This is a genomic window from Streptomonospora sp. PA3, assembly GCF_009728995.1.
GTDB lineage: Bacteria > Actinomycetota > Actinomycetes > Streptosporangiales > Streptosporangiaceae > Streptomonospora.
Genome location: NZ_VTZW01000016.1, coordinates 481,708 through 508,044, shown reverse-complemented (window position 1 = coordinate 508,044; position 26,337 = coordinate 481,708). Strand labels below are relative to the sequence as shown.

At 71.9% G+C, this 26,337-nt stretch carries 20 protein-coding genes, 1 tRNA gene and 2 riboswitches; of the genes, 12 read left to right on the top strand and 9 right to left on the bottom strand.

The window, feature by feature from the left end; genetic code table 11:
- The first annotated feature begins 168 nt into the window (after nucleotides 1–168).
- Entirely contained in the window at nucleotides 169–708 is a 540-nt protein-coding gene (locus FZ103_RS18700) for an IS3 family transposase (RefSeq protein WP_156002852.1), read from the top strand.
- Here the strand turns inward: FZ103_RS18700 and FZ103_RS18695 are convergent.
- The gene (locus FZ103_RS18695) at nucleotides 633–1,622 is read right to left on the bottom strand and encodes a hypothetical protein (protein ID WP_343233597.1); all 990 of its coding nucleotides are present in this window, start codon (nucleotides 1,620–1,622) and stop codon (nucleotides 633–635) included. The two genes, FZ103_RS18700 and FZ103_RS18695, sit on opposite strands and share 76 nt — an antisense overlap.
- Before the next feature lie 13 nt (nucleotides 1,623–1,635).
- Here FZ103_RS18695 and FZ103_RS25645 point away from each other — a divergent pair, with 13 nt between their 5' ends.
- Nucleotides 1,636–2,013: a hypothetical protein gene (locus tag FZ103_RS25645; protein WP_255430153.1), complete on the top strand. Its 378-nt coding sequence runs from the start codon at nucleotides 1,636–1,638 to the stop codon at nucleotides 2,011–2,013.
- A gap of 411 nt (nucleotides 2,014–2,424) precedes the next feature.
- Here FZ103_RS25645 and FZ103_RS18685 read toward each other — a convergent pair whose 3' ends face one another.
- Nucleotides 2,425–2,841 (bottom strand): hypothetical protein, encoded by a 417-nt coding sequence (locus FZ103_RS18685; RefSeq protein WP_156002849.1) that lies wholly within the window; start codon nucleotides 2,839–2,841, stop codon nucleotides 2,425–2,427.
- A 581-nt stretch (nucleotides 2,842–3,422) separates the two neighbouring features.
- Here FZ103_RS18685 and FZ103_RS18680 point away from each other — a divergent pair.
- Nucleotides 3,423–5,627, top strand: a complete 2,205-nt coding sequence (locus FZ103_RS18680) for an AfsR/SARP family transcriptional regulator (RefSeq protein WP_222936782.1) — start codon at nucleotides 3,423–3,425, stop codon at nucleotides 5,625–5,627.
- Here FZ103_RS18680 and FZ103_RS25640 read toward each other — a convergent pair.
- Nucleotides 5,620–5,751 carry a hypothetical protein gene (locus FZ103_RS25640; RefSeq protein ID WP_255430098.1) on the bottom strand — a complete coding sequence of 44 codons (132 nt, stop codon included), beginning with the start codon at nucleotides 5,749–5,751 and terminating at the stop codon, nucleotides 5,620–5,622. The two genes, FZ103_RS18680 and FZ103_RS25640, sit on opposite strands and share 8 nt — an antisense overlap.
- A 70-nt stretch (nucleotides 5,752–5,821) precedes the next feature.
- A tRNA-Arg gene (locus FZ103_RS18675) sits at nucleotides 5,822–5,894 on the bottom strand.
- 648 nt (nucleotides 5,895–6,542) lie between these two features.
- Here FZ103_RS18675 and FZ103_RS18670 point away from each other — a divergent pair.
- From FZ103_RS18670 to paaK, 5 genes are all read left to right on the top strand, one after another.
- A complete protein-coding gene (locus tag FZ103_RS18670; protein WP_156003009.1) occupies nucleotides 6,543–7,550 on the top strand; it encodes a cobalamin biosynthesis protein in 1,008 nt (335 codons plus the stop codon).
- Entirely contained in the window at nucleotides 7,550–9,082 is a 1,533-nt protein-coding gene (locus FZ103_RS18665) for a cobyric acid synthase (protein WP_156002847.1), read from the top strand. Before FZ103_RS18670 ends, FZ103_RS18665 begins: the two co-directional genes overlap by 1 nt.
- Nucleotides 9,083–9,419: 337 nt before the next feature.
- Nucleotides 9,420–9,890: a hypothetical protein gene (locus FZ103_RS18660; RefSeq protein ID WP_156002846.1), complete on the top strand. Its 471-nt coding sequence runs from the start codon at nucleotides 9,420–9,422 to the stop codon at nucleotides 9,888–9,890.
- A 596-nt stretch (nucleotides 9,891–10,486) separates the two neighbouring features.
- Entirely contained in the window at nucleotides 10,487–10,936 is a 450-nt protein-coding gene (gene paaI, locus FZ103_RS18655) for a hydroxyphenylacetyl-CoA thioesterase PaaI (protein WP_394350120.1), read from the top strand.
- Nucleotides 10,933–12,279 carry a phenylacetate--CoA ligase PaaK gene (gene paaK, locus FZ103_RS18650; RefSeq protein ID WP_156002845.1) on the top strand — a complete coding sequence of 449 codons (1,347 nt, stop codon included), beginning with the start codon at nucleotides 10,933–10,935 and terminating at the stop codon, nucleotides 12,277–12,279. The genes paaI and paaK overlap by 4 nt, the downstream gene beginning before the upstream one ends.
- A 75-nt stretch (nucleotides 12,280–12,354) precedes the next feature.
- Here paaK and FZ103_RS18645 read toward each other — a convergent pair whose 3' ends face one another.
- Nucleotides 12,355–12,915: a hypothetical protein gene (locus FZ103_RS18645; RefSeq protein WP_156002844.1), complete on the bottom strand. Its 561-nt coding sequence runs from the start codon at nucleotides 12,913–12,915 to the stop codon at nucleotides 12,355–12,357.
- A gap of 173 nt (nucleotides 12,916–13,088) precedes the next feature.
- Nucleotides 13,089–13,175: riboswitch (cobalamin riboswitch) on the top strand.
- Between the two features lie 67 nt (nucleotides 13,176–13,242).
- On the opposite strand from FZ103_RS18645, the gene cobN reads away from it, so the two are divergent.
- The 3 genes from cobN to FZ103_RS18630 all read left to right on the top strand — a co-directional run bounded on the left by cobN (nucleotide 13,243) and on the right by FZ103_RS18630 (nucleotide 18,846).
- A complete protein-coding gene (gene cobN / locus FZ103_RS18640) occupies nucleotides 13,243–17,052 on the top strand; it encodes a cobaltochelatase subunit CobN (RefSeq protein ID WP_186356500.1) in 3,810 nt (1,269 codons plus the stop codon).
- Between the two features lie 164 nt (nucleotides 17,053–17,216).
- Complete coding sequence (locus tag FZ103_RS18635; RefSeq protein ID WP_156002843.1) at nucleotides 17,217–17,657, top strand: NfeD family protein; 441 nt, start codon at nucleotides 17,217–17,219, stop codon at nucleotides 17,655–17,657.
- A gap of 70 nt (nucleotides 17,658–17,727) precedes the next feature.
- The gene (locus FZ103_RS18630; RefSeq protein ID WP_156002842.1) at nucleotides 17,728–18,846 is read left to right on the top strand and encodes an SPFH domain-containing protein; all 1,119 of its coding nucleotides are present in this window, start codon (nucleotides 17,728–17,730) and stop codon (nucleotides 18,844–18,846) included.
- Nucleotides 18,847–18,881: 35 nt separating this feature from the next.
- Here the strand turns inward: FZ103_RS18630 and FZ103_RS18625 are convergent, their stop codons facing one another.
- Both FZ103_RS18625 and FZ103_RS18620 read right to left on the bottom strand, forming a co-directional pair.
- Nucleotides 18,882–19,847, bottom strand: a complete 966-nt coding sequence (locus FZ103_RS18625) for a quinone oxidoreductase (RefSeq protein ID WP_156002841.1) — start codon at nucleotides 19,845–19,847, stop codon at nucleotides 18,882–18,884.
- A gap of 314 nt (nucleotides 19,848–20,161) precedes the next feature.
- The gene (locus FZ103_RS18620; protein ID WP_343233596.1) at nucleotides 20,162–22,447 is read right to left on the bottom strand and encodes a protein kinase; all 2,286 of its coding nucleotides are present in this window, start codon (nucleotides 22,445–22,447) and stop codon (nucleotides 20,162–20,164) included.
- Between the two features lie 266 nt (nucleotides 22,448–22,713).
- On the opposite strand from FZ103_RS18620, the gene FZ103_RS18615 reads away from it, so the two are divergent.
- On the top strand, nucleotides 22,714–22,983 hold the full coding sequence (locus FZ103_RS18615) for a DUF6504 family protein (protein ID WP_343233595.1): 270 nt from the start codon (nucleotides 22,714–22,716) through the stop codon (nucleotides 22,981–22,983).
- A 28-nt stretch (nucleotides 22,984–23,011) separates the two neighbouring features.
- Here FZ103_RS18615 and FZ103_RS18610 read toward each other — a convergent pair whose 3' ends face one another.
- Together FZ103_RS18610 and FZ103_RS18605 are read right to left on the bottom strand one after the other, a co-directional pair.
- Complete coding sequence (locus tag FZ103_RS18610; protein ID WP_156003006.1) at nucleotides 23,012–24,355, bottom strand: APC family permease; 1,344 nt, start codon at nucleotides 24,353–24,355, stop codon at nucleotides 23,012–23,014.
- A 131-nt stretch (nucleotides 24,356–24,486) separates the two neighbouring features.
- The gene (locus tag FZ103_RS18605; protein WP_156002839.1) at nucleotides 24,487–25,911 is read right to left on the bottom strand and encodes an amidase; all 1,425 of its coding nucleotides are present in this window, start codon (nucleotides 25,909–25,911) and stop codon (nucleotides 24,487–24,489) included.
- Between the two features lie 275 nt (nucleotides 25,912–26,186).
- Nucleotides 26,187–26,316, top strand: a riboswitch (cobalamin riboswitch).
- Nucleotides 26,317–26,337 lie beyond the last annotated feature (21 nt).

Genomic DNA, 26,337 nt, shown 5'->3' with positions numbered 1-26,337 from the left:
CGTGACAGCCGAGCACCGACGGAGCACACGCGCTCGCTTGAAGAATCCGGATGAGGCGAGCTGGTGCCACGGAGAACTCCAGACTTGCTATCGCTCAACGGCAGAGTCCACGCAACGCAAAACGAAGTGACCCGAGGCGGATCACACGACCGCGAGGTCCCGGTCGCTGTGGTCATCGACTACATCGACGCCTACCGCGATCGCGTCGTGGAGGGTAAGAAGCTCGGAGTCGAGCCGATCTGCGCAGTCCTGAACGACGCGGGCATGCGGATCGCTCCGAGAACCTATTACGCGTCGAAGACGCGCGCGCCCGCGGCGCGCACCGTGCGCGACGGGGAACTCAAAAAGGAGATCATGCGCGTGTTCGGCGAGAATTACGGGGTCTACGGTGCGCGGAAGGTGCATGCGGTGCTCAACCGCGAGGGAATCCGCGTGGCGCGCTGCACCGTCGAGCGGCTCATGCGCGCCTCGGGTCTGCGGGGCCTGCGGCGCGGGAGGCGGCCGAGGACGACGCTGGACGCAGCGCCGGCCTCCGGAGTCGAGGACCTGGTGGTGCGCTCCTTCACCGCCTCCGCGCCGAACCGGCTGTGGGTCGCCGACATCACCTATGTCCGCACCTTTTCGGGGTGGGCCTATGCCGCTCCAGTTTCGTCGCCCTGCGGGTCGGTGATGGAGGTGGGTTTGTTGGGATTGGCCGAGTCTGCGTAGCCGACTGAGGTTGTCGCGCCGGTGGGCAGTTCGGTGCCGATGAGGTTGTTGAATTCGTCGTAGTCGTAGGTGACCGAGGCGTTGAGCGCGTCGGTGGTGGCGGCCACGTCGGAGTTGGCGGTCCACTCTTGGGATCGGGTGTGGCCGAGCTGGTCTTCCACGCTGGTTTGGCGCCCCTGGTTATCGAAGGTGAAGGTCGATTCACCGCCGTTGGGGTCGGTCACGGTGGTCTGGTCGCCGTCGTAGGAGTACTCGGTAGTGGCGGGCCCGTCCTCGGTGGGTTCCGACAGTGAGGCGACCTTGCCGGCGTCGTTGTCGGACAGGGTCCATTCGTTGCCGGTGGCGTCGGTGATCGAGGTCAGGTTCGACCCGTCGTAGCCGAATTTGAGTACCTGGCCGGCCCGGTCGGTGAGAGTGGCGACCTGGCCGTCGTCGGTGTAGGTGTAGGCGGCCGCGGTCGCACCGACCGGGTCGGTGATCTTCGTGAGTCGGCCCTGGTCGTCGTGGGTGGAACGGGTGGCCCGGTCCTGGGAGTCGACAATCGAGGCGAGCTTGTCGTCGGAGTTGTAGCGCAGCCGGTTGACGTTGCCGTTGCGGTCGGTCTGGGAGATCCACCAGCCGTCGGCGGTGAAGGTCCAGATCTGGTCGGCGTACTCGCCGCGCTCGAAGGTCAACGAGTAGGTGCCGTTCTCGTTCTCCACGAGGTCGGCGTTGAGGCCGGTGGGCGATTCGAATTCGCCGTCGTCGTTCTCGTCGAAGTTGACGCAGTAGCCCGAGGGGCCGTGGAAGAGTAGCCCGTCGGAGTGGTCGACCTCCAGACCCACGTCCCGCCCGTGGGAGAGCAGCCACTCCCGGTCCCATGTGTTGGAGTCGTAGAAGCTGTTAAGGGAGAGGTCCAGGCCGGTTCCGCGCACCGTGAGGTCGCGCGTGGACGACCTGATCGTCGGTATGCGCAGCGAAGCGATCGGCTCGGAATCGCGCGCCGGGGCAGCCAATGTGCTGTTCGGCAACGCCGCCGGCGGCATCTCGCCCACCGACGCGTTTTGGCTGCACCAGGACACCGAGGGCATCCCGGGGGTGGTCGCCGCCTCCGACCACTTCGGCTGGACCGTGGGTGCGCTGGACACCGACGGAGACGGCCGGGTCAAGCCCCTGGTCGGCGCCCCGGGAAACGCCTCCGGCACCGTCACGGTCCTCACCTTGTCTCCGGGGACGCTGGAGTCGGCCACCGCACTCGCCGAGGACGATCTGGGCTGGTCGGCCGGAACCCACGGCGCCGCTTTCGGTATTACCTTGCCGCCCTGATCGGCCGCCTCGATGCCGTCGGTTCAAGCGGGTTCGCCGCCCCATGAACCGGCTTGCATCCAGCCGGTGGAGACACCGGCTGGATGCGCAAGGATTGTCCTGTGGGGCCGCCCGACTCCTACCGCCCGACCCGTTCCCGGTCGTTCAAGAAGTTCCCTCGCCCTCCGAAGAGGGCTGTCCCTAAGGACAGCTCGCGGGCGAACCTGGTGTCCGGCCTGAGGTATCGGACGTCACCGACAAGCGCTCACTCTGCTTAGGCATTCCTCACACCGCGGGAAGATTCCTCGGAAACTGGCGCTGGTTCACGCCTGTACCAGGTATTCAACGGGACGCCGACTGGACTGGCGAGTGCCATGCTTCCATCGGACCTAGCACAGCAGCATTCCAGGATACAGGTCAGTGAAGCACTACCTAGTCCCCCCAGGTGATGTATGACCTGTGGCTGCACTTGTCGGGCCAGTTGTTGATGCGCTCGCACACCTTGATGTACTCGACACCTGGCACGTCACCGGTGGCGTCCGTGCCAGCGCAGACACCGTCGGCGCCGCCCGGGTCGGTGTAGGAACGATCCTCACCTGTTTCCCATTTGAGGTAAATGTAAACCCCGTGACCGTCTGCCTCCTCATCGCAGATGGTGACGTAGCCGTTGGCGTCGAACTTAGCCCAATCGGCTCCCTGCTTGATGGTCACCCAGCTCACGTCGGCTGCAGCCGTCCCCGCCGCAGCCCCTATTAAGAGCCCCGCGGCGGCCGTGATCGCGGCGAACCTCTGCAGCAGCGTCCGCCGCCCCGGCGGAGCACTCAGGGTTTCTCCAAGGTCGATGCGCATAATGTCTCCTTACGTGAGTTCGTTACCGCGTGCCACGGCGGCCGTTCCGGTCGTTCCCGGACCGCCTGGTGTAGCTCACCCTGCGCAATGAACCCTGAGCCGACGCTGCACAAACCTTGAATCCGCTGTTGGCGTGGCTCCACTGACCCTTTTCATCATGCTTCACTTGACTGAGGCACCCGACCACGCGGTCGTCGGCGATCAGGGTGCCGCCGCCGCGCGCTTCCGGCCGCATCCGGCCGTTCTCGCGTGCGCAGCTAATGGCCTACCTGCGCCTTCCTGCGGAAGCATAAACGGACAGTGCAACGTGGCCATTACTCGCCTCCCTGCCGGGCATCGTGGACACCTCCCCGCCGTTCTTACGTCGGTACAGTCCTTCTCGGAGAACAGCAGCCGTCTTTTTCATCTCGATCCCCGAGGTGAGGCAAAATCCAGAATCAGGTAGAAGCGGTTCCGACCGGAGAAATCCACTCACTGAACGCTGGCAGACGGGCGGCTGGCCGCCGGAAGCAAGGTTATGAGGGCGTGGAATGGAGTTTCGACTTCTAGGCAGAGTCGAGGCGCGGTCCGGCGCTGGTCCCGTGGACCTGGGGCCGGCGCGCCAGCAGACCGTCCTCGCCGCACTCCTCATGGACCTCGACCGCGCCGTCTCCGCAGACCAGCTCGTGCTCCGGATCTGGGGCGACCGTCCGCCGCAGCGCGCCAAGGACACCCTCTACACCTACCTTTCACGGCTGCGGAGACTGCTGCCCACGTCACCGGCGGTGGTGCGGCGGCTACGCGGCGGTTACGCAGTCACCGCAGACGAGCTCACCGTGGACGTGCACAGATTCCGCGATCTGCTCGGCCGAGCCTGGAACGCAGCCGACGACGAAACCGCGGTCAACCTGTTCCGGCAGGCCTTGGGACTGTGGCGCGAGGAGCCGTTCGCAGGAATCGATACTCCATGGTTCAACACGGCGCGCGAGGCGCTCGCCAAGGAGCGCTTCGCCGCCGAATTGGACTGCTGTGAACGGCGGTTACGACTGGGCGATCACGCTGCGCTGCTACCGGCGCTGTCCGAGCGCAGTGCGGCCCATCCCCTGGACGAACGGATCGCCGCCCAATACATGCTGGCCCTGTACCACTGCGGCCAGCAGGCAGAGGCCCTCGCCCACTATCGGCACATCCGCGCCACTCTCGGCGAGGAGCTGGGGATCGAACCTGCCCGGGACCTGCAGCGATTACACGAGGCGATCCTCGCGGGAGACCCGGGACCGGACGATGACACACGCTCCGCGCCCACTTCGGTGACAACTATGGCTACCCCAGCGCGGACAGCCTCCGCGCCCCCCTGGAGCGTCCAGTGCCAACTACCTCTCGACATCCCCGGGTTTGTCGGCCGAGCCCAAGCGATCCGGTGTCTGGAGCAGAAACTGACCGCCCCGGTAGCCGTGCCCGTCGTCGTGTCTGGCCCTCCCGGAGTCGGCAAGACAGCCCTCGCGATACACATCGGTCACCGGCTGCGCCCGGCATTCCCTGACGGCCAGTGGCACGTGTCGCTGTCAGACAACGGTGAACGGCCGCCCCGCTCTCCGTCCGAAGTCCTCTCTGCACTATTGCGCGCCTCCGGGCTGAGCCCCAGCGTCATCCCCGACACTCTGGCGGACCGCGCTGCCGCGTACCGCAGCAGGCTCGCCGACCGCAAAGTGCTGCTCGTCTTGGACAACGCGGTCGACGCGGAGCAGGTGCGACCGTTGCTACCCGGAACCGGCAGTGTCGCGGTGCTCGTCACCAGCCGGTCCGACCTGCGCGGACTAGCCGCCAGCCACACCGCCGACACCGTGTCCCTGGACGTGCTGCCGCGGGACGAGGCCCACACGCTGCTCGCCGGTGCGCTGGGTGCGGAACGGGTCACCGAAGAGCCGGAGGCGGCCGGACGACTGATTGAACTCTGCGCCCGCCTGCCCCTCGCACTGCGGATCTCGGCCGCCAACCTCATCGCACGGCCGGACCGGCCCCTCGCGTCGTATGCCGACGAGCTTGCCCGCGACGATAGGCTCTCCATGCTGTCGGTCGCCGGCGACCGACAAGCTGCCGTCCGCACCGCCTTCGACCACTCCTACACCGCCCTGGATCCAGCCGCGGCCCGGCTGTTCCGCCTCCTCTGCCTACACCCCGGCCCCGACTTCACCCCCGAGGCGACCGCGGCTCTGCTCGACTCCGACCTCCACGTCGCCGAACATCTCCTCGATCGGCTCGCCGCTGCCGGACTCGTACAGCACACGGGCACTGACCGGTTCCGATTCCACGATCTGCTGCGGCTGTACGCCGCCGAGCACGCCGCAACCGATCCTGAGCGGGCGATCGCTTGGCGGCGGCTGTGCGACTGGTACCTCGCCACGGTCGACGCCGCCACCGCCTTCGAAGACACCGGCAGCGCCCGCCTCCCCCGGACACGCCACGCCTCTCGCCGATTCGACGACCAGCGTTATGCTGTGGCCTGGCTGGCGGCCGAACGCGCAGTCCTCGTTGCGCTCATCCGGCGCATCACCGAAACCGGCCCCCGCGAGATCGCCTGGCAGTTGGCCGACCGGGTGCGCAGCGCTGTGGACCTCGCGACGGACCGCGGCGAGCAATCACCGGCCCTCACCCGCGCACTGAATCTGCGCCCCACGGAACATCGTGCCTCGACCGCGAATGCCGCTATCGCCCACGTCGACGCCCCCTCCGAGGAGGCCAGCCCCATAGAGAGGAAAGAGACCTCAGATCAGCCTCACCTCTGGACGCCGTCGAGCCTCACTTGACGCTGATCTGTAGCTGGTTCGTATCAAAACCGGAGCTGTTGGTCGCGCCTCCCTCGGCTTTGGCCTTGGCCATCAGCTCGGCGACCAGTTCCTCGAAGTGGGCCTGGTCCCAGCATGGTCCCACCCTGGTCCCAGCAGGCGGGGAGTAGGGCCGGGAGCAGCACACCGCAGTGCTCTGACCTGCGAAGACTCGGCGCACCTGGCAGGATTCGAACCTGCGACCGTCGGATTAGAAGTCCGATGCTCTTTCCACTGAGCTACAGGTGCTTGGTTCAATTGTGGCCGGGATCCCCTGGCTGTAACGACATTGTGACCTGCGTGTTGGCATGGCGTGTCGTTGATGGGGGAGGCGGTGGGCTCGGGACGGGTGGGGTGGGATGCTCGTGCGTGGGGGCGGTGACATTCTAGGGTATTCGGAAGATGTCACCCATCGCCGGGCAAAACAATAGTAACTACGGACATTCGTAGTTGCGTCTCGTTAGCACACGCGCTCCACCAAATCGGTCTCTACCGGCCTCTTGGAACACGTTACCCGTGATTAACCGCAGGTGGGGGGCTCGTTGCTGGCGTTTCGCCAAGACGGGCCGAGTGCGGTTCGGTGCTGCGGGGTGCTCGGCTGCCGGCTAGAACACCCACCAGCTGCCCTGGATCAGCAGGAGGGTGATGGCCGTGACGGTCGTCATGGACGCTGCCCTCCGCTGCTTGCTGTCGCCGGCCGGGTTGTCCGGTCGCCGCGGTCTGCTGCCGGGTGGGGCTGTTGTGCACAGATTTGGTAACTGTAAGTGATCAATTGATACTGAGAGTGACGATCGTGGGTGTGTTCCGGGGGACACGTCAGGCGCTGGTCGGCCGCGCACTACCGTTGAGCGGGTGAAGACGCTCGATCGACGCTCGGGATGGCCGGTCGGTCTGGGGATGCTGTGCGGCGCGGGGCTGGACCGCGTACTGGCCGATCCCCGACGCGGTCATCCGGTCGCCGTCTACGGTCAGGCCGCCGCACGGCTGGAGCGGGTGCTCTACCGGCCGTCGCGCAGGCGGGGCACAGCCTTCGTGCTGCTCGCGGTCGGTCCGGTGGCCGCAGCCGGTGGGCTTCTGCAGGCCCGGACCACCGGTCTGGGGCGCGCCGCGCTGACCTGCGCGGCGACATGGGCGGTCGTAGGCGGGGCGATGCTCGGCCGGGAGGCGGAGTTGATCGCCGACGCTCTGGAGGCGGGCGATCTGGCCGAAGCGCGGCGCCGCCTGCCGGGGCTCTGCGGACGCGACCCCGACGCCCTGGACGAGAAGGGGATCGCCCGCGCGACCGTCGAGTCGGTCGCGGAGAACACCTCGGACGCCGTCGTCGCCCCGCTGCTGTGGGGGGCTCTGCTGGGCGTGCCCGGACTCCTCGGCTACCGCGCCGCCAACACCCTGGACGCGATGGTCGGCCACCGCAATGCCCGATACGAACGATTCGGCTGGGCCTCCGCCCGGCTCGACGACGCATTGAACTGGGCGCCGGCCAGGCTGACCGCGGCACTTGCGGCGGTCGCCGCCCCCGTCGTTGGCGGCTCTCCGGCGCGGGTCCGGCGCATTCGGCGGCGCTTCGGCCGCCGCCACCCCAGCCCCAACGCCGGGCACTGCGAGGCGGCGTTCGCCGGCGCGCTGGAGCTGCGCCTGGGAGGGAGGAACGTGTACGGAACCCGGGTCGAACACCGTCCGGAACTGGGGGAGGGGCGCCATCCCGAAGCCGCCGACATCCGGCGGGCGGTGCGTCTGGCGCGGGCGGTCAACGGTGCCGCCGCCGGCGTCACCGCCGCCCTGGCGGGGGCCCTCGCCGCACGCGGCCGCCTCCGGCCGGCTCGGTCGGTCCGACCGGAGAGCTTCTCCCGCCGCGCCGCCGGTGCGTTCGCGCGATGGGGATCCGTGCCGGGGAGGGTGTCGTGATGCGCCGCGGCCCTGCCGGCGCGCCCGCTCTGCTGGTGGCCGGTACCACCTCCGATGCGGGCAAGAGCGTCATCGTCACCGGCATCTGCCGCTGGCTCGCCCGCCAAGGCGTCAAGGTGGCCCCGTTCAAGGCGCAGAACATGTCGCTGAACTCGGTGGTCACCGCCGACGGAGCCGAGATCGGCCGGGCCCAGGCCGCCCAGGCCGCAGCCGCGGGCGTCGAGCCGACGGCGGCGATGAACCCGGTGCTGCTCAAGCCCGGCAGCGACCGCAGCAGCCAGGTCGTTGTCCGCGGGCGTCCCGTCGGGGAGACCGACGCGCTGGGGTACCGCGGGTTCAAGGACCGGCTGCGCGCGGTCGCGGCGGAGAGCCTGGCCGAGCTGCGCGCCGAATACGACGCGGTGGTCTGCGAGGGGGCGGGCAGCCCCGCCGAGATCAACCTGCGTCCGGGCGACATCGCCAACATGGGGTTGGCGCGCGCGGCCGACCTGCCGGTGCTGGTCGTCGGCGACATCGACCGCGGCGGGGTCTTCGCCGCGCTGCACGGCACCCTCGCACTGCTGGAGCCCGCGGACCAGGCCCTGATCGCCGGGTTCGTCGTGAACAAGTTCCGCGGCGCCCCCGAGTTGCTGGAGCCGGGGCTGGACATGCTGCGCCGCCTCACCGGCCGCCCGGTCTACGGCGTCCTGCCGTGGCTGGAGGGCCGGGCGATCGACGTGGAGGACTCGCTGGCGCTGAGCGCCGAGTCCACACCCGCCCGCGCCCCGCTGCGGGGCAGGACCTTGCGCGTGGCCGTCGTGCGCACTCCTCGGATCAGCAACTTCACCGACATCGACGCGCTCGCCGTGGAACCCGGTGTCGACGTGCGTTTCGCTGCATCCCCCCACGAGTTGGACGACGCCGACCTGGTGGTGCTCCCCGGCAGCCGCGCCACGGTCGCCGACCTGGCCTGGATCCGCGAGCGCGGCCTCGACGCCGCGGTGCTGGAGCGTGCCCGCCACGGCCGCCCCGTGCTGGGCATCTGCGGCGGTTACCAGATGCTGGCGCGCCGCATCCGCGACGAGGTCGAGTCCAAGGCCGGTGCCGTTCCCGGGCTGGGACTGCTGCCCACCTCCGTCGTCTTCGCCGCGGAGAAGACGCTGGGGCGGCCCGTGGGTTCGGCCTACGGCCAGCCGGTGGAAGGCTACGAGATCCACCACGGCCACAGCGTGCTCGAGCATGGTGCGGAAGAAGGCGCCGAGCCGTTCCTGGACGGCTGGCGCCAGGGGGCCGTGTGGGGGACCACCTGGCACGGGGCGCTGGAGAACGACGGCTTCCGACGCGCGTTCCTCGCCGACGTCGCGCGCTGCGCCGGCCGTGACTTCGTGCCCGCCCCCGATACCGACTTCGCCGCGGAGCGGACGGCCCGCCTGGACGCGCTCGGGGATCTGGTCGAGCAGCACATGGACACCGGCGCCTTGCTGCGTCTGCTGGAGGAGGGGGCTCCCGAGGGCCTGCCGGTGATACCGCCTGCGGGGGTTTCGGGTGGGTGACCGGGCCGGTGGCCACCTGGTCATCTGAGGGGGCGTTGCGGCTTCGTTCGTGCCGGGGGTGAGGGGCTCGATGCGCGGGCGTGTCTGCGCAACCGGTTTGCTCTCGTAGGCACGGGCTGTGGAAAACCGCTGCGGCCGGTCGTCGGCGGGTTACCTTGGAGGAGTCGAAGCGGCCAGTGGGTCATGGGCGCCCGGAATGTCCCGAGCCCATCGCGAAGGCGGCCGCGGGCCGCGCCGTGCGCGGCCGAGTCCGCTTTCACCCACCATCTGGGAGGTTCAGGTGAACACCGCTATGATCACGCCCGCCCCGTCCGCGCCGGAATGCGCGGAGGCGCCCGTGCCCGAGACGCCTTGCTCCGGCTACCCCGATCGGGAGTCCGCTGCGACCGCTGCGGCTCCGGTGGCGCGCCGGGTGAGCCTCGCCCTCGATCCCGTCACCCACGAGGAGTTGCAGCGCGCCGCCGGCCACCGCGACGTGGCCTCCTACCTGTACGTGCTCGCCGGGCGCTACGCGCGCTGGAACGAGCTGCGCGAATGGCTGGCGCAGCTGGAGGCCGCATACGGTCCGCTGCCGCCCGAAGCGCTGGAGCGCATCCACCGGCAGATGCTCGGCCTGCCGCGCCGCCGCGGCGGCACCCGGTCGGTGTCCGTCAGCTTCAGCGACGCCGAGTTCGGCGCGCTCAGTGACGCGGCCGGGGAGCGGCCGGTGGCCGACTACCTGCGTGAACTGCTGGCCGAACACCTGTGTCCGGCGCGCAACGACGGCGGTCGCGCATCGGACGAGGGCGGGGGAGAGCACACCGGCTAGCTTGCTGTGCGGGCGGTCCTCCCGGCACCGCCCCGGCGCCGGAATACCGCCGGGGCGGTGTGCGCGCCCGGGATGGGCGCCGACCGAAGGGAGGCAGGTGCCTGCTCGCAGCCACAAAGTGCCCGGTTCGTCCACCCCGGCCGGTGCGGAACGTACGGTCGCGGGGCGTCCGTCCATCGGGCCGTCCGCGGCCGCCCCGCGGCGGGTCTCTCGCGCCTTCACACGTCTCGGCGATGGAACACCGCCATCGCCGTGCCGATGAACAGGACCAGCCGGACGGTGATGACCACCGCGGCCGGCGCGGTCGGCAGGTAGCCCGGAGCAGCTAGCCCGGAGTCTGGGGCACGGATGTGCCGGCCACGCTCTCGGCCGCGGCGCCGATCATGCAGCGGAAGATGTTCTCACCCGCCATTCGCCCAGGAAGGGGGAGGAGAGGATGCCGCCTTCGATCCCGGTACCGGTGGCCGCCGGTACCGCGGCCCGCGCCCTCCTCCGCCGGTCTGTGCGGGTCGCCGGGCCTTGACAGCCGTTCGCGGACTGGCTTTGAATTGGCCGCAATTATTTACCGTCCGCCCGGTCAGTAAGTAAGGCGGTGGATGCTCGTGCCACACCCGTCCACGGAGGTCACCGACGCCGCCCGCGCCATGCTCGACGCCGACACCGCATCGGCCTCGCTGGGCATCGACGTCACGGCGGCGCGGGACGGCCGCTCGGTGGCCCGGATGCGCGTGACCGAGCGGATGGTCAACGGCCACGGCATCGCACACGGCGGGTTCGTCTTCCTCCTGGCGGACACGGCCTTCGCCGCCGCATGCAACAGCCACGGTCCCGTCACCGTCGCGGCCGGGGCCGAGATCTCGTTCGTCGCCAGTGCCCGTCTGGGCGACGAACTGGTCGCCACCGCCCAGGAGCGCACACGTTACGGCCGCAACGGCATCTACGACGTCACGGTGCACCGCACCGGCTCCGCCGGCGACGTCGTCGCCGAGTTCCGCGGCCGCAGCCGCACCGTCGCAAGGCCGAGCACCGAGGAGTCTCCACCATGACCATCACGCACGGCGGAGTGCCGAGTGCCCGGCGGCCGGGCACCGCGCCGGCCGCCGACGACCTTTCGCCGGCCGAGCGGCTCAGCGTCGACGAGCTGCGCGCGCGGCAACTGCGGCGGCTGCAGTGGACACTGCGCCACGCCTACGAGAACGTTCCGCTCTACCGGCGGAAGTTCGACGACGCCGGCGTGCACCCCGACGACTGCCGGCGGTTGGAGGACCTCGCGAAGTTCCCCTTCACCACCAAGCAGGACCTCCGCGACGGCTACCCCTTCGGCATGTTCGCCGTTCCGCGCCGCGAGGTGCGGCGCATCCACGCCTCCAGCGGCACCACGGGCAAGCCGACGGTCGTCGGCTACACCGAGGCGGACCTCGACGTGTGGTCGGAGACGATGGCCAGGTCCATCCACGCGGCCGGCGGCCGCCCCGGACACATGGTGCACGTCTCCTACGGCTACGGCCTGTTCACCGGCGGCCTCGGCGCCCACTACGGCGCCGAGAGGCTCGGCTGCACCGTCGTCCCGGCTTCCGGCGGCATGACGGCCCGGCAGGTGCAGATCATCGACGACTTCGGTCCCGAGATCATCATGGTGACGCCGTCGTACATGCTCACCCTGCTCGACGAGTTCGAGCGCCAGGGCATCGACCCGCGCACGACCTCGCTGAAGACGGGCATCTTCGGCGCGGAGCCCTGGACCGAGCAGATGCGCCGCGAGATCGAGGAGCGCGCCGACATCGACGCGGTCGACATCTACGGCCTGTCCGAGGTGATGGGGCCCGGAGTGTCCCAGGAGTGCGTCGAGACCAAGGACGGCCTGCACATCTGGGAGGACCACTTCTACCCCGAGGTGGTCCACCCGCTCGACGACCACGTGCTGCCCGAGGGGGAGACGGGCGAACTGCTGTTCACGTCGCTGACCAAGCAGGCGCTGCCGATCATCCGCTACCGCACCCGTGACCTCACCGCGCTGCGCCCCGGCACCGCGCGCCCGGCGTTTCGGCGCATGGACAAGGTCACGGGCCGCAGCGACGACATGATCATCCTGCGCGGTGTCAACGTGTTCCCCACCCAGATCGAGGAGGTGGTGCTGGGCACCGACGGGCTGGCCCCGCACTTCCAGCTGCGGCTGACCCGCAGGGATCGGCTGGACCACCTGACCGTCCTGGTCGAGGCGCTCGCCGATACCGCGGCCGATCGCCGCAGCACCGCCGCGGTCGAGATCGCCGCACGGGTCAAGGACGGGATCGGTGTGAGCGTCGACGTGGAGGTCGTCGACCCCGAAGCGCTCGAACGCTCCGTCGGCAAGATCCGCCGGGTGATCGACGAACGGCCGAAGGACTGAGGCCGCCCGCGGCGTTCTCCGCCCCGCTCACTGCGGCCGGTGCGGGGCGGCCGGGCGCCCGACCGCCCCGGCGGGTCACATCGCGCCGAGGGAGCGGGCGTAGTTCACCGACTGCGTGACCTGCGTGATCGTCTGCGGGCTGTGCGCCGGGATCATGGTGGAGTGGAAGACCCCGTTTCCCTGCACGGTTACCTGCACGTTGCCGGTGGTCTTCTCCTCCTTCATCAACAGGAAGAGCAGGCCCAGCAGCCCCAGGCCGCAGGCGGAGATGAACAGGACCACGGTGACGACCGCCAGCACGATGCCCACCGTCGCGATGCCCTGCGTCGTGTGCGTCAGGTCGGTCACCGTCCAGGTGCTGGCCTTGATCGGGATGCGGCCCGCCGGGGTGATGACCGCGGTCCGGGTGATGGCGATGTCGCCGATCGTGGTGAGAACGGCATCGTTCTCGGGCACCGGCGCGTAGGGAGCCTGCCAGCCTCCGGTCTGGGGGTCCTGGCCGTAGGGGACCATCGGGCCGGAGGAGGGATCGGCCGGGTAGCCGCCCATGGGCGAATCCGGCTGCGCATACGGATCGCTTTGGGCCGGCCTGTTGTAGGGGTCGCCCGGATCCGGTGGAGGCTGGGGGTAGCTCATGGTGGTCGATTGTTTCAAAGGCCGGGCACCTCCGGAACCGGTTTGCCCGAGTGCGGCCGCCTGCGGACCGCCGACCACCGAGACGGTCCGGCCGCGACCGGCCGGGAACCCCGTGCACCGGCCACCGCCGGGGACCGCGGCATCCGTCTGCCAAGATGGTCGGCGACGGCACGAAGGAACGCGGTGCGAGTCCGCGGCTGTCCCGCAACTGTCAGGGCCCGGCCTCCGCCCCGCCGGAGCGCCGCCCGAGCCAGGAACTTCGTCCGTCGCGCCCATGTCCGGTCACGGGGCGAGGACCCCGGCTCTGCCAACGAAGGACGACCACGCGTGGCTACCATTCTGCTGCTGTCCACGGCCGACACCGAGTTGCTGGCGGCCCGGGCCGCCGAATCCGGCTACCGCACCGCCAACCCCGCCCGCACCGAGCCCGCGGACCTCGACGGCCTGCTGGAGGGCGTCGACGTCGCCGTCGTGCGGCTGCTCGGCGGCAGCGAGGCCTGGCCGGCAGGCCTGGAACGGCTGCGCGCCGCCGGCGTCCCCCTGGTGGCCCTGGGCGGCGAGGCCGCGCCCGACGCCGAGATGATCGCGCACTCCACCGTGCCCTCCGGCGTCGCCACCGACGCCCACGCCTACCTGCGCGAGGGCGGAATCGGCAACATGCGCGAACTCGCCCGGTTCCTCTCCGACACGGTGCTGCTGACCGGCGAGGGCTTTCAGCCGCCCGAGCCCATGCCGGAGTACGGCGTGCACGAGATCGCCCCGCGCGGCGGCGGCCGGCCCGCCGCGGCTCCCGGCCCGGCCGAGCCCGGCGCCGAGCGCCCCACGGTCGCCGTCGTCTTCTACCGCGCCCACGAGCTGTCGGGCAACACCGCCTTCATCGACACGCTCTGCCATGCGATCGAGGACGCCGGCGGCGCACCGCTGCCCGTCTTCTCCGGCTCGCTGCGCGGCCTCACCCGCCGGACCCATCCCGGCCTGTTCGAGATCCTGGACCGCGCCGACGCCGTCATCACCACCGTGCTCGCCGCGGGCGGCGCGGTGGCCGCCGACGCCAGCGGCGGCGGCGACGAGGACGCCTGGGACGCCGGTGCGCTCGCCGCCCTGGACGTGCCCATCCTCCAGGGGCTGGTGCTGACCTCCAGCCGCGAGCGCTGGCATGCCTCCGACGCCGCGTTGACCCCCATGGACGCCGGCATGCAGGTGGCCATCCCCGAGTTCGACGGCCGCCTGATCACCGTCCCGTTCTCCTTCAAGGAGATCGCCGACGACAGCGGTATCCCCGTCTACGCCGCCGACCCCGAACGCGCCGCACGCATCGCCGGGATCGCGGTGCGCCACGCCCGCCTGCGCTCGGTGCCGCCGTCTGCGCGCCGCCTGGGCGTGGTGCTGTCCTCCTACCCCACCAAGCACGCCCGCGTGGGCAACGCGGTGGGCCTGGACACCCCCGCCTCGGCGGTGCGGCTCTTCCGCGAACTCGCCGAACGCGGCTACGACCTGGGCGCCGACGACTCGCTGTGGCGGGTGCCCGGCCCCGGCGAGGACCGCCGCGAGGACGACGGCGACCCGCTCATCCACGCGCTGATCAGCGCCGGCGGCCACGACGTGGAGTGGCTCAGCGAGGAGCAGCTCGCCGCGGCCGCCACCCGCGTCCCCCTGGACGACTACCTCCGCTGGTTCGAGGCGCTGCCGGCGCGGCTGCGCGAGGACGTCACCGAGCACTGGGGGCAGCCCCCCGGCGACCTCTACGTCGACGATTCCCGCGGCCGCCCCGAGATCGTGCTGGCCTCCCTGCGGTTCGGCAACGTGATGCTGATGATCCAGCCGCCCCGCGGCTTCGGCGAGAACCCGATCGCGATCTACCACGACCCCGACCTGCCGCCGTCCCACCACTACCTGGCCGCCTACCGCTGGCTGGAGGCCCCCGCCGAAACCGCCGGCGGCGCGGCCGGCACGGGCTTCGGCGCCCACGCACTCATCCACCTGGGCAAGCACGGCACCCTGGAGTGGCTGCCCGGCAAGGGCCTGGGCCTGGCCGCCGAGGACGCCCCCGACGCGGTGCTGGGCGACCTCCCGCTCGTCTACCCCTTCATCGTCAACGACCCCGGCGAGGGCACCCAGGCCAAGCGGCGCGGCCATGCCACCGTCGTCGACCACCTGGTCCCGCCCATGGCGCGCGCCGACACCTACGGCGACATCGCCAAGCTCGAGCAGCTGCTCGACGAGTACGCCATGGTCAACGACCTCGACCCGGACAAGGCCCCGGCGCTGCGCGCCCAGATCTGGACGCTGATCAAGTCCGCCGAGCTCCACCACGACCTGCACCGCGACGAGATGCCCGGCGAGGAGGAGTTCGACGACTTCGTCATGCACGTCGACGGCTACCTCTGCGAGATCAAGGACGTGCAGATCCGCGACGGCCTGCACATCCTGGGCCGCGCACCCGAGGGCGAGCCCCGCGTCAACCTGGTCCTGGCCGTCCTGCGCGCCTCGCAGGTGTGGGCCGGCCGGGCCGGCGCCCTGCCGGGGCTGCGCGCGGCGCTGGCGGGCGCGTTCGGCCTCGACGAGAAGGAGCTGCTGGCCGAGCCCGGCGCGCGCGCCACCGTCCCCGAAGCGCTCACCGCCCTGGTGGAGGGCCCCGCACGCACCGCCTCCGACGCCCTCGACCTCATCGACGCGCTGGCCCGCCGCCTGGTCGAGGCGATGGAGGAGCGCGGCTGGGCGCCCGCCGAGGCCGAGCCGGCGCTCGCCCGGGTCCTCGGCGGTGCCGTGCCCGAGGGGGAGGCCACCCGGCAGGCGGTGCGCGTGCTGCGCTTCGCGGCTGAGGAGGTGGTGCCGCGCCTGGCGGCCACCGGCGACGAGATCGGCGCCGTGCTGCACGCCCTGGACGGTGGCCACATCCCCGCCGGCCCCTCCGGCTCGCCCACGCGCGGGCTGGTCAACGTACTGCCCACCGGCCGCAACTTCTACTCCGTCGATCCCAAAGCCGTGCCCTCCCGCAACTCCTGGGACGTGGGCCAGGCGCTGGCCGACTCGCTGGTGCGCCGCCACCTCGACGACACCGGCGACTACCCCCGCTCGGTGGGCCTGACCGTGTGGGGCACCGCGGCCATGCGCACCCAGGGCGACGACATCGCCGAGGTACTGGCCCTGCTGGGGGTGCGGCCCACCTGGGACGACGCCTCGCGCCGGGTCACCGGCTTCGAGATCGTGCCGCTGGAGGAGCTGGGCCGGCCCCGCATCGACGTCACCCTGCGCATCTCCGGCTTCTTCCGCGACGCGTTCCCGCACGTCATCGGGATGGTCGACGACGCCATCGCAGCGGTCGCCGGACTCGACGAACCCGCCGAGCGCAACTTCCCGCGCGCCCACGCCCTTGCCGACCACGACGAGCACGGCGACTGGCGGCGCGCCACCACGCGCATCTTCGGCTCGCGCCCCGGCGCCTACGGGGCCGGCCTGCTCCCGCTGATCGACGCCCGCAACTGGCGCGACGACGCCGACCTCGCCGAGGTCTACGCCGTGTGGGGCGGCTACGCCTACGGCCGCGGGCTCGACGGCCGCGAAGCCCGGTCCGACATGGAGGCCTCCTTCCGGCGCATCTCGGTCGCCGCCAAGAACCAGGACACCCGCGAGCACGACATCGTCGACTCCGACGACTACTTCCAGTACCACGGCGGCATGGTCGCCATGGTGCGCAGGCTCACCGGCGCCAACCCCGCCGCCTACGTCGGCGACTCCGCGGTTCCCGACCAGGTCAAGACCCGCACCCTGGGCGAGGAGACCCGCCGGGTCTTCCGCGCCCGCGTGGTCAACCCGCGCTGGATCGCGGCGATGCGGCGGCACGGCTACAAGGGCGCGTTCGAGCTCGCGGCCACCGTCGACTACCTGTTCGGCTACGACGCCACCGCCGGCGTCGTCGACGACTGGATGTACGCCAAGCTCGCCGAGAGCTACGTGTTCGACCCCGAGAACCGCGAGTTCCTGGAGCAGTCGAACCCGTGGGCGCTGCGCGGGATGACCGAGCGGCTGCTGGAGGCCGCCGACCGGAAGCTCTGGGAGAACCCCGATCCCCGGGTGTTGGAGCAGCTGCGCGAGACCTACCTGGCCCTGGAGGGCGACCTGGAGGACCAGGACTGAGCCCGGCCGCGCTCCGCCGCCTTCCCGACCGGCCGGCGGGGCGGTCCGCCCCCGTCCCGCCGCGGGTTCCGCACCTGTGCGGAATGTCGTCCGCTGCTGTGTCGTTGGTCACTACTACGGGGTACTTTTAGACCAAGCCGCGTGCGGACGGGAGGTCGGTACCGATGCCGATTTGGGTCCTCTGGCTGATCGCGGCCGCCGCCCTGGGCGTCGCCGAGGTCTTCACCCTCACCCTGGCCCTGGGGCTGCTCGCCGTGGCCGCGCTGATCGCCGGCATCGTCGGGGCCGTCGGCATGGGCTTCGCCGTCCAGGTCGCCGCGTTCGTCATCGCCTCGGCCGCAGGGCTCCTGGTCGTGCGCCCCATCGCCAAGCGCCACCTGCAGCAGCCCCCGCCGCTGAGATCGGGCACCGACCGGCTGATCGGCCAGTCCGCGGTCGTGGTCGACGAGGTCACCGGCGAGCACGGGCTCATCAAGCTCTCGGGCGAGGAATGGACCGCCCGCTGCATCGACGAGGACACGGTGATCCCGCCGGGCACGCGGGTCGACGTCATGGAGATCGACGGCGCCACAGCGGTGGTCTACCCACGGGAGGCGCTGCCGTGACCGCTCGACGCGCCGCGGTTTCCCCCACCATCCGCTCGGCCCCGCGCAGGCGGGGATCCAGGAGGTAGCCATGGGGATCGACATCCTCTTCATCGTCATCGCCGTCCTGGTGGTGCTCGCCGTCGTGTCCACCGTGCGGATCGTGCCGCAGGCGCGCGCGTACAACATCGAGCGGTTCGGCCGCTACCAGCGCACGCTCCAGCCGGGGCTGAACTTCATCATCCCGGTCGTCGACCGCGTCAACACCAAGTACGACCTGCGCGAACAGGTGTTCTCCTCCAAGCCGCAGCCGGTCATCACCGAGGACAACCTCGTCGTCAACATCGACACGGTGCTCTACTACCAGATCACCGATCCGCGGGCCGCCGCCTACGAGGTCGCCAACTACCTGGCCGCCATAGACCAGCTCACCGTCACCACCCTGCGCAACGTCATCGGCGGCATGGACCTGGAGCGCACGCTCACCTCGCGCGAGGAGATCAACTCGCTGCTGCGCGGTGTCCTCGACGACGCCACCGGCAAGTGGGGGATCCGCGTCAACCGCGTCGAGATCAAGGCGATCGACCCGCCGCCCTCCATCAAGGAGGCGATGGAGAAGCAGATGCGCGCCGAGCGCGACAAGCGCGCCGTGGTGCTGCACGCCGAAGGCGAGCGGCAGTCGCGCATCCTCACCGCCGAGGGCGCGCGCCAGCAGGCCATCCTGGAGGCCCAGGGCGACCAGCAGGCGCGCATCCTGCGGGCCGACGGCGAGGCCCAGGCCATCGAGCGCGTCTTCCAGGCGGTGCACGCCAACAACGCCGACCCCAAGCTGCTCGCCTACAAGTACCTGGAGACCCTGCCGCACCTGGCCAACGGCGAGGGCAACACGTTCTGGGTCATCCCCGGCGAGCTCAGCCAGGCGGTGCAGAACGTCTCCCGGGCCTTCTCCGCCGACACCGGAGCCGCGGCGCCCGCCGGCCCGGCGCAGGAGCAGGAGGGCGGAGACGGTGAGGGCGCCCGCGACGAGGAGTCCCCGGCGGAGCTGACCACGGGCCAGCAGCACGGGGGCGGGTCGGCGGCCGAGGCCGCCGACCACGCCGCCGAGATCGCCGCCGAGGCGGTGGCCAGCGCCCGCCAGGAGGCCGAGGCGGCCGCGGGCGCCGCAGCAGGCCAGGTGCCCGAGCCGCGTCCGCGCCGCGGTCGGGAGTAGTGCCGGGCGGGGCCGGCGCCGCCGGCCCCGTGCGGTCAGACCAGCAGCAGCTTGCCGGTGGTGCGGCGGGCCGCGAGGTCCTCGTGGGCGCGGCCCGCGTCGGCCAGCGCGTAGCGCCCGCCCACGCGCACGTCCAGCCGCTTCGCGGCCACCAGCCCGAACACGTCCGAGGCCCGCTCCAGCAGCTCCGCCCGCGCGGCGACGTAGTGCGCCAGCGACGGCCGGGTCAGGTACACCGAGCCCGCCGTGTTCAACCGCTGCGGGTCCACGGGCGGCACCGCGCCGCTGGCCTGCCCGAACAGCGCCAGCACGCCGCGCGGACGCAGCGAGGCCAGGCTCGCGTCGAAGGTGTCCGCCCCCACCCCGTCGTAGACGGCCGCCACGCCCGCGCCCTCGGTCAGGTCGCGTACCGCGGGAGCCACGTCGGTGGCGGTGTAGTCGATGATCTCGTCGGCACCGGCCTCGCGCGCGAGCCGCTGCTTGGCCTCGGTGGACGCGGTGCCGATCACGGTGGCGCCGCGCGCCTTGGCGAGCTGGACCAGCAGCAGCCCGGTGCCGCCGGCGGCGGCGTGGACCAGCACCGTGTCGCCGGGCTGGATCGGGTAGGTCGCGTGCGTCAGGTAATGCGCCGTCATCCCCTGCAGCAGGGTCGCCGCGGCCTGCTCGGCCGTGACCCCGTCGGGCACGGGCACCACCCGATCGGCCGGCACGGCGGCGCGATCGGCATAGCCGCCCGGCAGCATCGCCCAGGCCACCCGGTCGCCGGGAGAGAACTCCGCGACGCCGGACCCCACCGCGGCGACGCTTCCGGCGGCCTCGACGCCGGGCGTGAACGGCGTGGAGACCGAATAGGCGCCGCTGCGCTGATAGACGTCGATGAAGTTGACGCCGCGGGCCGCGATGTCGATCAGCACCTCGCCCGGTCCCGGTTGCGGATCGGGGGCCTGTGTGAGCCGCATGACCTCGGGGCCGCCCTGCTCTTCGATGACGATGGCGCGCATGCCTGACCTCTCCTGGATTCTGCGTCGTGCGGCGGCGGGCCCTCCGGCGGGCCCGCCCGCGGGGCGCCCGGCTCCGGTTCGCGCCGACCGGGGTCCGGCCGGCGCGCCAGAGCCCGGATCCGCATCGCCCAGCCTAGATCCGCGGGGCCGGAGGCGGCATGGCGGTGGCGGGTACGGGAACGGGGCAGTGAGCGGCGGTTCGGCGGGCCGCCACAGGGCCCGCAACCGGCGGAACGGCGAGCGGACCGGTCCGGCCGGGCGCGGGCCGGCCCCCGACCGCCGATCCGGCCCGGAGGCCACCGGGCAAGAGCCGGCTACCGGTCGCCGCCTGCGGAGCCGTCGGTGGAGCCCGGCTCGCCGAGGCGCTGCACCTCGAAGCGGTGGAAGCCGACCGTGGGATAGTCCTGCGCACTGCCCCGCCGCTTGACCGTGACCCCCGCCATGCGGGTCTGGTTCTCGGTGGCGTCGTCGGGCAGCGGCTCGTCGTCGACCGCCTCCAGGACGTGCTCGCCGTTGACCCACAGGTTGAGCACCATGGTTCCCGCGTCCTCGTCGGGCTCGCAGGTCATGGTCAGCGTGTTGGTGACGGTTTCGGCGCTGCCGCCGCCCTTCTGCATGGGCAGCTTGTCCGGAGGCTGCGTGTATCCGCCGACGTCCCCGGTGGTGGCCAGCGCGGCGTCCCCGGATTCGCCGCCGGCGCGCCGGATCTGCGCGCTGCGGCCGTCGAAGCGCACCAGGCCCTCGTAGTGGGTGACGACCCCCTCGTCGTCGGACTCCTGGTGGTAGCAGCGGATGCCGTACTCGCTGTAGGGCGGGCCGTACAGCGCCTCGGCCTCGGCGCGGACCAGGACGGCCTCGGGGTACTCGCCCTCGTACGGGGGGTAGTCGCCGATGCTTCCGCCGAAGTCGTTGTACTCCGACACACGCAGCACCAGTCCGTGGTCGGCGTGGTAGGCGTACTCCTGGAACTCGTCGTCGGGCTCGTAGGGGTCGTGCTCCCAGGCGCCGCCCGCGAAGTCGTCCTGGTAGACGAGGGTGCCCTCGGGCGGCCGGCCGCCGAGCAGCAGCACGGAGCCGAGCACGCCCCCCACCAGCAGGAGCAGCACGCCCGCGCCGGCGCCGGCGAGCAGAACGGTGCGGCGGCGCTTGTGCGGCGCCGAGGGGGTGTGGACCCGCCCGTCGGGCCCGATCGGCCCGTCGGGGCGGCCGGGATCCCGGTAGCCGGGCTGCCCGTAGGGCGGGGAGGCCGCCGCTGCGGGATCGTGCGGCGGTCGCTGCGGGCCCGGGCCCGCCGAGTAGGGCGGCTGCGGACCCGAGGGCGGGCCGTAGGCGGGCTGGGGACCCGGCGGGGGGCCGTATGCGGGGTGCGGGCCGGGTGAGGACCCGTGGGTGGGAGGTGGCGGGCCGCCGGGCGGGGGGAAGCCCGCGTGGCCGGGCGGTGCGTACCCGGGGTTCGCGGTCGGCGGCGGTCCGGAGGAAGGGCCCCGGTCGAACGGCGCCTGCGGTCCGGATCCGGATGCGTCGGGGGAGTGCGGGGCCGCGGCCGCCCCGGTGTAGGGCCGGGTCGGCGTGGACGCGGCGGCCTCGGGCGGTACCGCGCGGGTGGACTGCTCGGTCGCGATCTCATCCGGTCCCGGTGGGGGCCCGGCCGCCGTCCCGTCGGCGCCCTCGCCCGCCCCGGCGGCGCCCGCGGCCGCACCCGCCGCGGCGGCGGTGGACGGCGGCGTCCAGGACTCGATCACCGTGCTGTCCACGATCGCCTCGGCCGGGTCCTCCTGGCCCACCAGCATGTTGAGCAGCTGCTGGGCGGTGGGCCGGTTGCGGGGGTCCTTCTCCAGCGCGCTGCGCACCAGGTCGGCCAGCTGGGGGTCAAGGCCCTGCAGGTCGGCCTCGCCCGAACTGATCAACTGCAGCACGGCCGGCACCGTCTGGGCGTCGAAGGGCGCCTTGCCCGTGCCGGCGTAGGCCACCAGGCAGCCCCAGGAGAAGATGTCGGAGGCCGCGGTGATCGGGCCGCCGGCGATCAGCTCGGGGGCGAGGTAGGACGGCGTGCCCATCAGCTGGCTGGATCGGGTGACGGCGCTGTCGTCGTCCATGGCCCGGGCGATGCCGAAGTCGATGACCTTGGGCCCCACCGCCGAGAGCAGCACGTTGCCCGGTTTGAGGTCGCGGTGGATGACCCCGGCGCGGTGGATGGCGGTCAGCGCCGCCGCCACGCCCATGGCCAGGCTCTCCAGGGTGCCGCCGCTCATCGGCCCCTCGGCGCTGATGGCCTGGGCGAGATTGGGGCCGGGCACGTACTCGGAGACGATGAACAGGGGGTCGCCCTCCAGGCGGGCGTCGAGCACTCCGGCGGTGGAGAACCGCGCGACCTTGCGCGCGGATGCGACCTCGCGCGCGAAGCGCCGGCGGAAGTCGGGGTCGTCGCTGAGGTCGGGGTGGATGAGCTTGACGGCGACCAGGCGGTCCGCGGGGTCGCGGGCGAGGTAGACGGTGCCCATGCCGCCGCGCCCCAGCCGGCCTTCGATCCGGTAGTCGCCGAGCTCGCGGGGGTCGCCGGTGCGGAGGGGTCTGGCGCGCTCGTGCCCGTTGTCCGTCACAGTGCTGTTTTCCTTAGGCCGGCGTGGATTCGCGCTCATAGCGTACAGACGCCCCGGAGACGGCCGCATGGGTCCGATTCGCAGGGCTTTGCCGTTGCCGGAGGGCGGGCGTCCCGGGATCTCAGACCGGCGGGACCGCGTCCCGGTTCCGATCGGTCCGGGGATCCGCTACGATTAGTACACACGTTCGAACGACGGTCCTGTTCTTCCCCGCAGGCCGAGGTCTTCCGCCACCAGGAAAGCCGCAGCTGAGGGGAGTGTCGCCAGTGGGCCACGTCTATGGCGTGCCGGTCGCCGTCACAGCGCACGAGGGGCGCCCGGTGCGTTTCGTCTGGGAGCGACGGGTCTACAACGTCCGGCACATCATCGACCACTGGATCACCCTGCGCGCCGACTGGTCGCCCGAGGTCCACGAGGAACTGCCCCAGCGCGCCCACTGGCGGGTCGAGGCCGGTTCACCGGGCGCGCGAGGGGTCTACGAGCTGCAGCACGACTCCGTCTCGGGCCAGTGGCTGCTGGCCCGCGTCTGGGATTGAGCCTGCGCGGCGGCGGGCGCGTGCGCGCCTAGGCGCCGCGCCGCTGACGCACGGCCGAGACGAGGCGCTCCTCGGCGTCTGCGCCCGGCCCGACCCGCGGCAGCCGCCACAGGAACACCGCCCCCACGACCCACCACGCGCCCACGATGATCCATTCGTAGGGCCATATCAGCGCCGCGGGCATACCGGGCAGGTAGAGCACACCCAGTCCGAGCGAGCACACGAGCGCCAGCGTGCCCACCGCCGTACCGGCCGGTGCGCGGAACGGGCGCGCCATGTCGGGCTCGCGCCTGCGCAGCACCAGGAAGGACAGCACCACCGTGACATAGGCGACGACGATGTTGACGCCCCCCGCATCCACCAGCCACACCAGCATCGGGCGGCCGAACATGGGCGCCGCCACCGACAGCGCGCCGATGAACAGCACCGCGTTGGCGGGCGTGCGGTAGCGGGGGTGGAGCCGGCCGAACCAGGCCGGGACCATCCGCGACACCGCCATGGCGTAGAGCAGCCGGCTGCCGCCGATGAGGAAGGCGTTCCAGCTGGTCATGATGCCCGCGATCCCGCCGAGGACCAGCAGGTTGCCCACCGCCTGGCTGTTCCACAGCGCCGCCATGGCATCGGCCGAGGCCAGCTCGGACTCCACAAGCCGCTCCGCCGGCAGCCCCGAGCCCACTGTCAGCATGATCATGGCGTACCAGGCGGCGGCGCAGGCCACCGAGATCACCAGCAGCACCCCGGCCTGCCGGTAGGGCACCCGGATCTCGTCGGCCGACTGCGGGATCACGTCGAAGCCCACGAACAGGAACGGCACCGCCACCAGAACCCCCACCAGGCCCGCTGCCCCGCCGGTGAACAGCGGGCGCATGTCCTGGGCCGAGCCGCCGGTGAAGGCGCCCGCGATGAGGACCGCGCCCGCCGCCAGCAGGAACGCCACGGCGATGATCTGGAAGACGGCCGCCGGGCGGATCCCCAGGTAGTTGACCGCCGTCACCGCGATCGCGCCGGCCACGCCCACCGCCGCCCAGGTGGCGTGGACGTCGTAGCCGGCGACCGTCCACAGGTGGCCCGCCTGCATGTCGGGCACCAGGTAGGCCACGGTGTGGGGCAGCGCGACCGCCTCGAAGGCCACCACCGAGACATAGCCCAGCACCATCGCCCACGAGGCCACGAACGCACCCCGCGCGCCCAGGGCGCGCAGTGCGTAGTGGTGCTCGCCGCCGGCGTGAGGGATCGCCGAGGTCAGTTCGGCGTAGGTCAGGCCCACGAGGGCGACGACGGTGCCGCCGATGACGAAGGCCAGTGCCGCGCCCAGGGTGCCGGCGCCGTCGATGAACTCGCCGGTGAGCACGATCCAGCCGAACCCGATCATGGCGCCGAACGCCAGGGCGAGGACGTCTCCGCGCCCGAGGACCCGCAGGAAACCGCTGTCAGCCGTCACTTTTCGTGCACCTGCGCTTTCTTTGTCGGGGAGGAGGGGGTGAAGGGGGTGGGGCCGCCGATTTACAGGGCGGGGCGGCGCCGGCCGTGGCCGGTGGCCTGCTCGAAGGCGCGGCCGATCCGCAGCACCCGCCGATCGGCGTGGTGCGGGCCGACGATCTGCAGGCCCACCGGCAGGCCGCCCGGGGTGAACCCGCCCGGAACGGCCAGCGCCGGGCAGCCGGTCACGGTGATGTGGTAGCAGGAGCGCATCCAGTCCAGGTAGGTCTGCTGCTGCGCGCCGTCGATGTCGGCGGGGTACTCCAGGCCGGCGTCGAAGGGCACCACCTGGCTGACCGGCAGCAGCAGGGCGTCGTAGCGCTCGAAGAACTCCCGCACCCGGTGGAAGATGCGGGTGCGCTCCAGCTCGGCGCGGGCCACGTCGGCGCCGGAGAGCTTGCGGCCCTCCTCGATGTTCCAGACCAGGCTCGGTTTGATCCACTCGCGCGCCCGGTCCAGCAGGCCGCCCAGCGTCGCCTCGAACTGCCAGGCGCGCAGGGTGCGGAAGACGTCGTCGGCGCCGGAGAGGTCCGGCGCGTCCTCGGCCACCTCGCAGCCGAGCTGCGCGAAGACCTCCAGGGCGGGCTCCAGCGCGTCGGCGACGGCCCGCTCGCAGGGCGCCGAGCCGCCCAGATCCGGCGACCACGCCAGGCGCAGCCCGCGCACGTCCGTCTCGGGCAGCAGCCGAAACGCCGACCCCGGCTCCTCCAGGGCGATGGGGCTGCGCGGATCGGGTCCGGCGAGCACCGACAGCAGCAGAGCGGCGTCGGCGGTGTCGCGGGCCAGCGGCCCCTGCACCGACAGCGCCGACCAGCCCAGCGGAGCCGGGTGCTGGGGCACCCGCCCCGGCGAGGGCCGCAGCCCCACCACGTTGTTGAACGCGGCGGGGTTGCGCAGCGAGCCGCCCATGTCCGAGCCTTCGGCCAGCGCCGTCATGCCCGCCGCCAGCCCCGCGGCCGCGCCGCCGCTGCTGCCGCCCGCCGAGCGCCCGGTGTCGTAGGGGTTGCGGGTCAGGCCGAAGACCGGGTTGAAGGTGTGGGAGCCGGCGGCGAACTCGGGGGTGTTGGTCTTGCCCAGGGTGATCGCCCCGGCCGCGCGGATGCGCGCCACCACCAGTTCGTCGCGGTCGGGCACGTTGCCGGCGAAGACGGGGGAGCCGAAGGTGGTGCGCACGCCGGCGGTCTCGTGGGTGTCCTTATGGGCGACGGGCAGCCCGTGCAGCGGCGGGGGTTCACCCCCGCCGGCGAGGAACTCGTCGGCGGCGCGGGCCTCGTCCATGGCCCGCTCGCCGCAGAGGGTGACCACGGCGTTGACGCGCGGGTTCACCGCCTCGATGCGCTCCAGGTGCGCTTCCACGACCTCGCGGGCGGAGATCTCGCGTTCGCGCAGCATCCGCGCGAGCTCGCGGGCCGGTCGGTAGGTGATGTCGGCGATGTCGTCGTGGTCCATCGGCGGCGCTGCCCTCCGGGTCGTCGGTGCCCTCCACCGGCGCAGGCGGACGGCCTGGTGGCCGGGTGCGGCCATCCCATACCGATCCGGCGGCCGCCGCAAGGGTGATCGTCCACCGAACACGCCGGCGGCGGTGGGCGGATCTCGCCGACGCAGCGGTGCGCCGGCGGCGGACCCATGCGGTGCGGGCGGCCTCGGCGCGGTATGAGACTCTTATGGGCGGTGCCGACGCCGAGAGCGGAACGCCGGGGTGTTCCCGGCTCCGCCGCAGCACGCAGGAACCCGGTGCGAATCCGGGGCGGTCCCGCCACTGTGACCAGGAAGCGGCCCCGCAACGAGCGCCACTGCCGGAGAACTCCGGTGGGAAGGCGGCGGGCAAGCGGTGATCTGGAAGCCAGGAGACTGCGCGGCACCGGGCAAGACCCC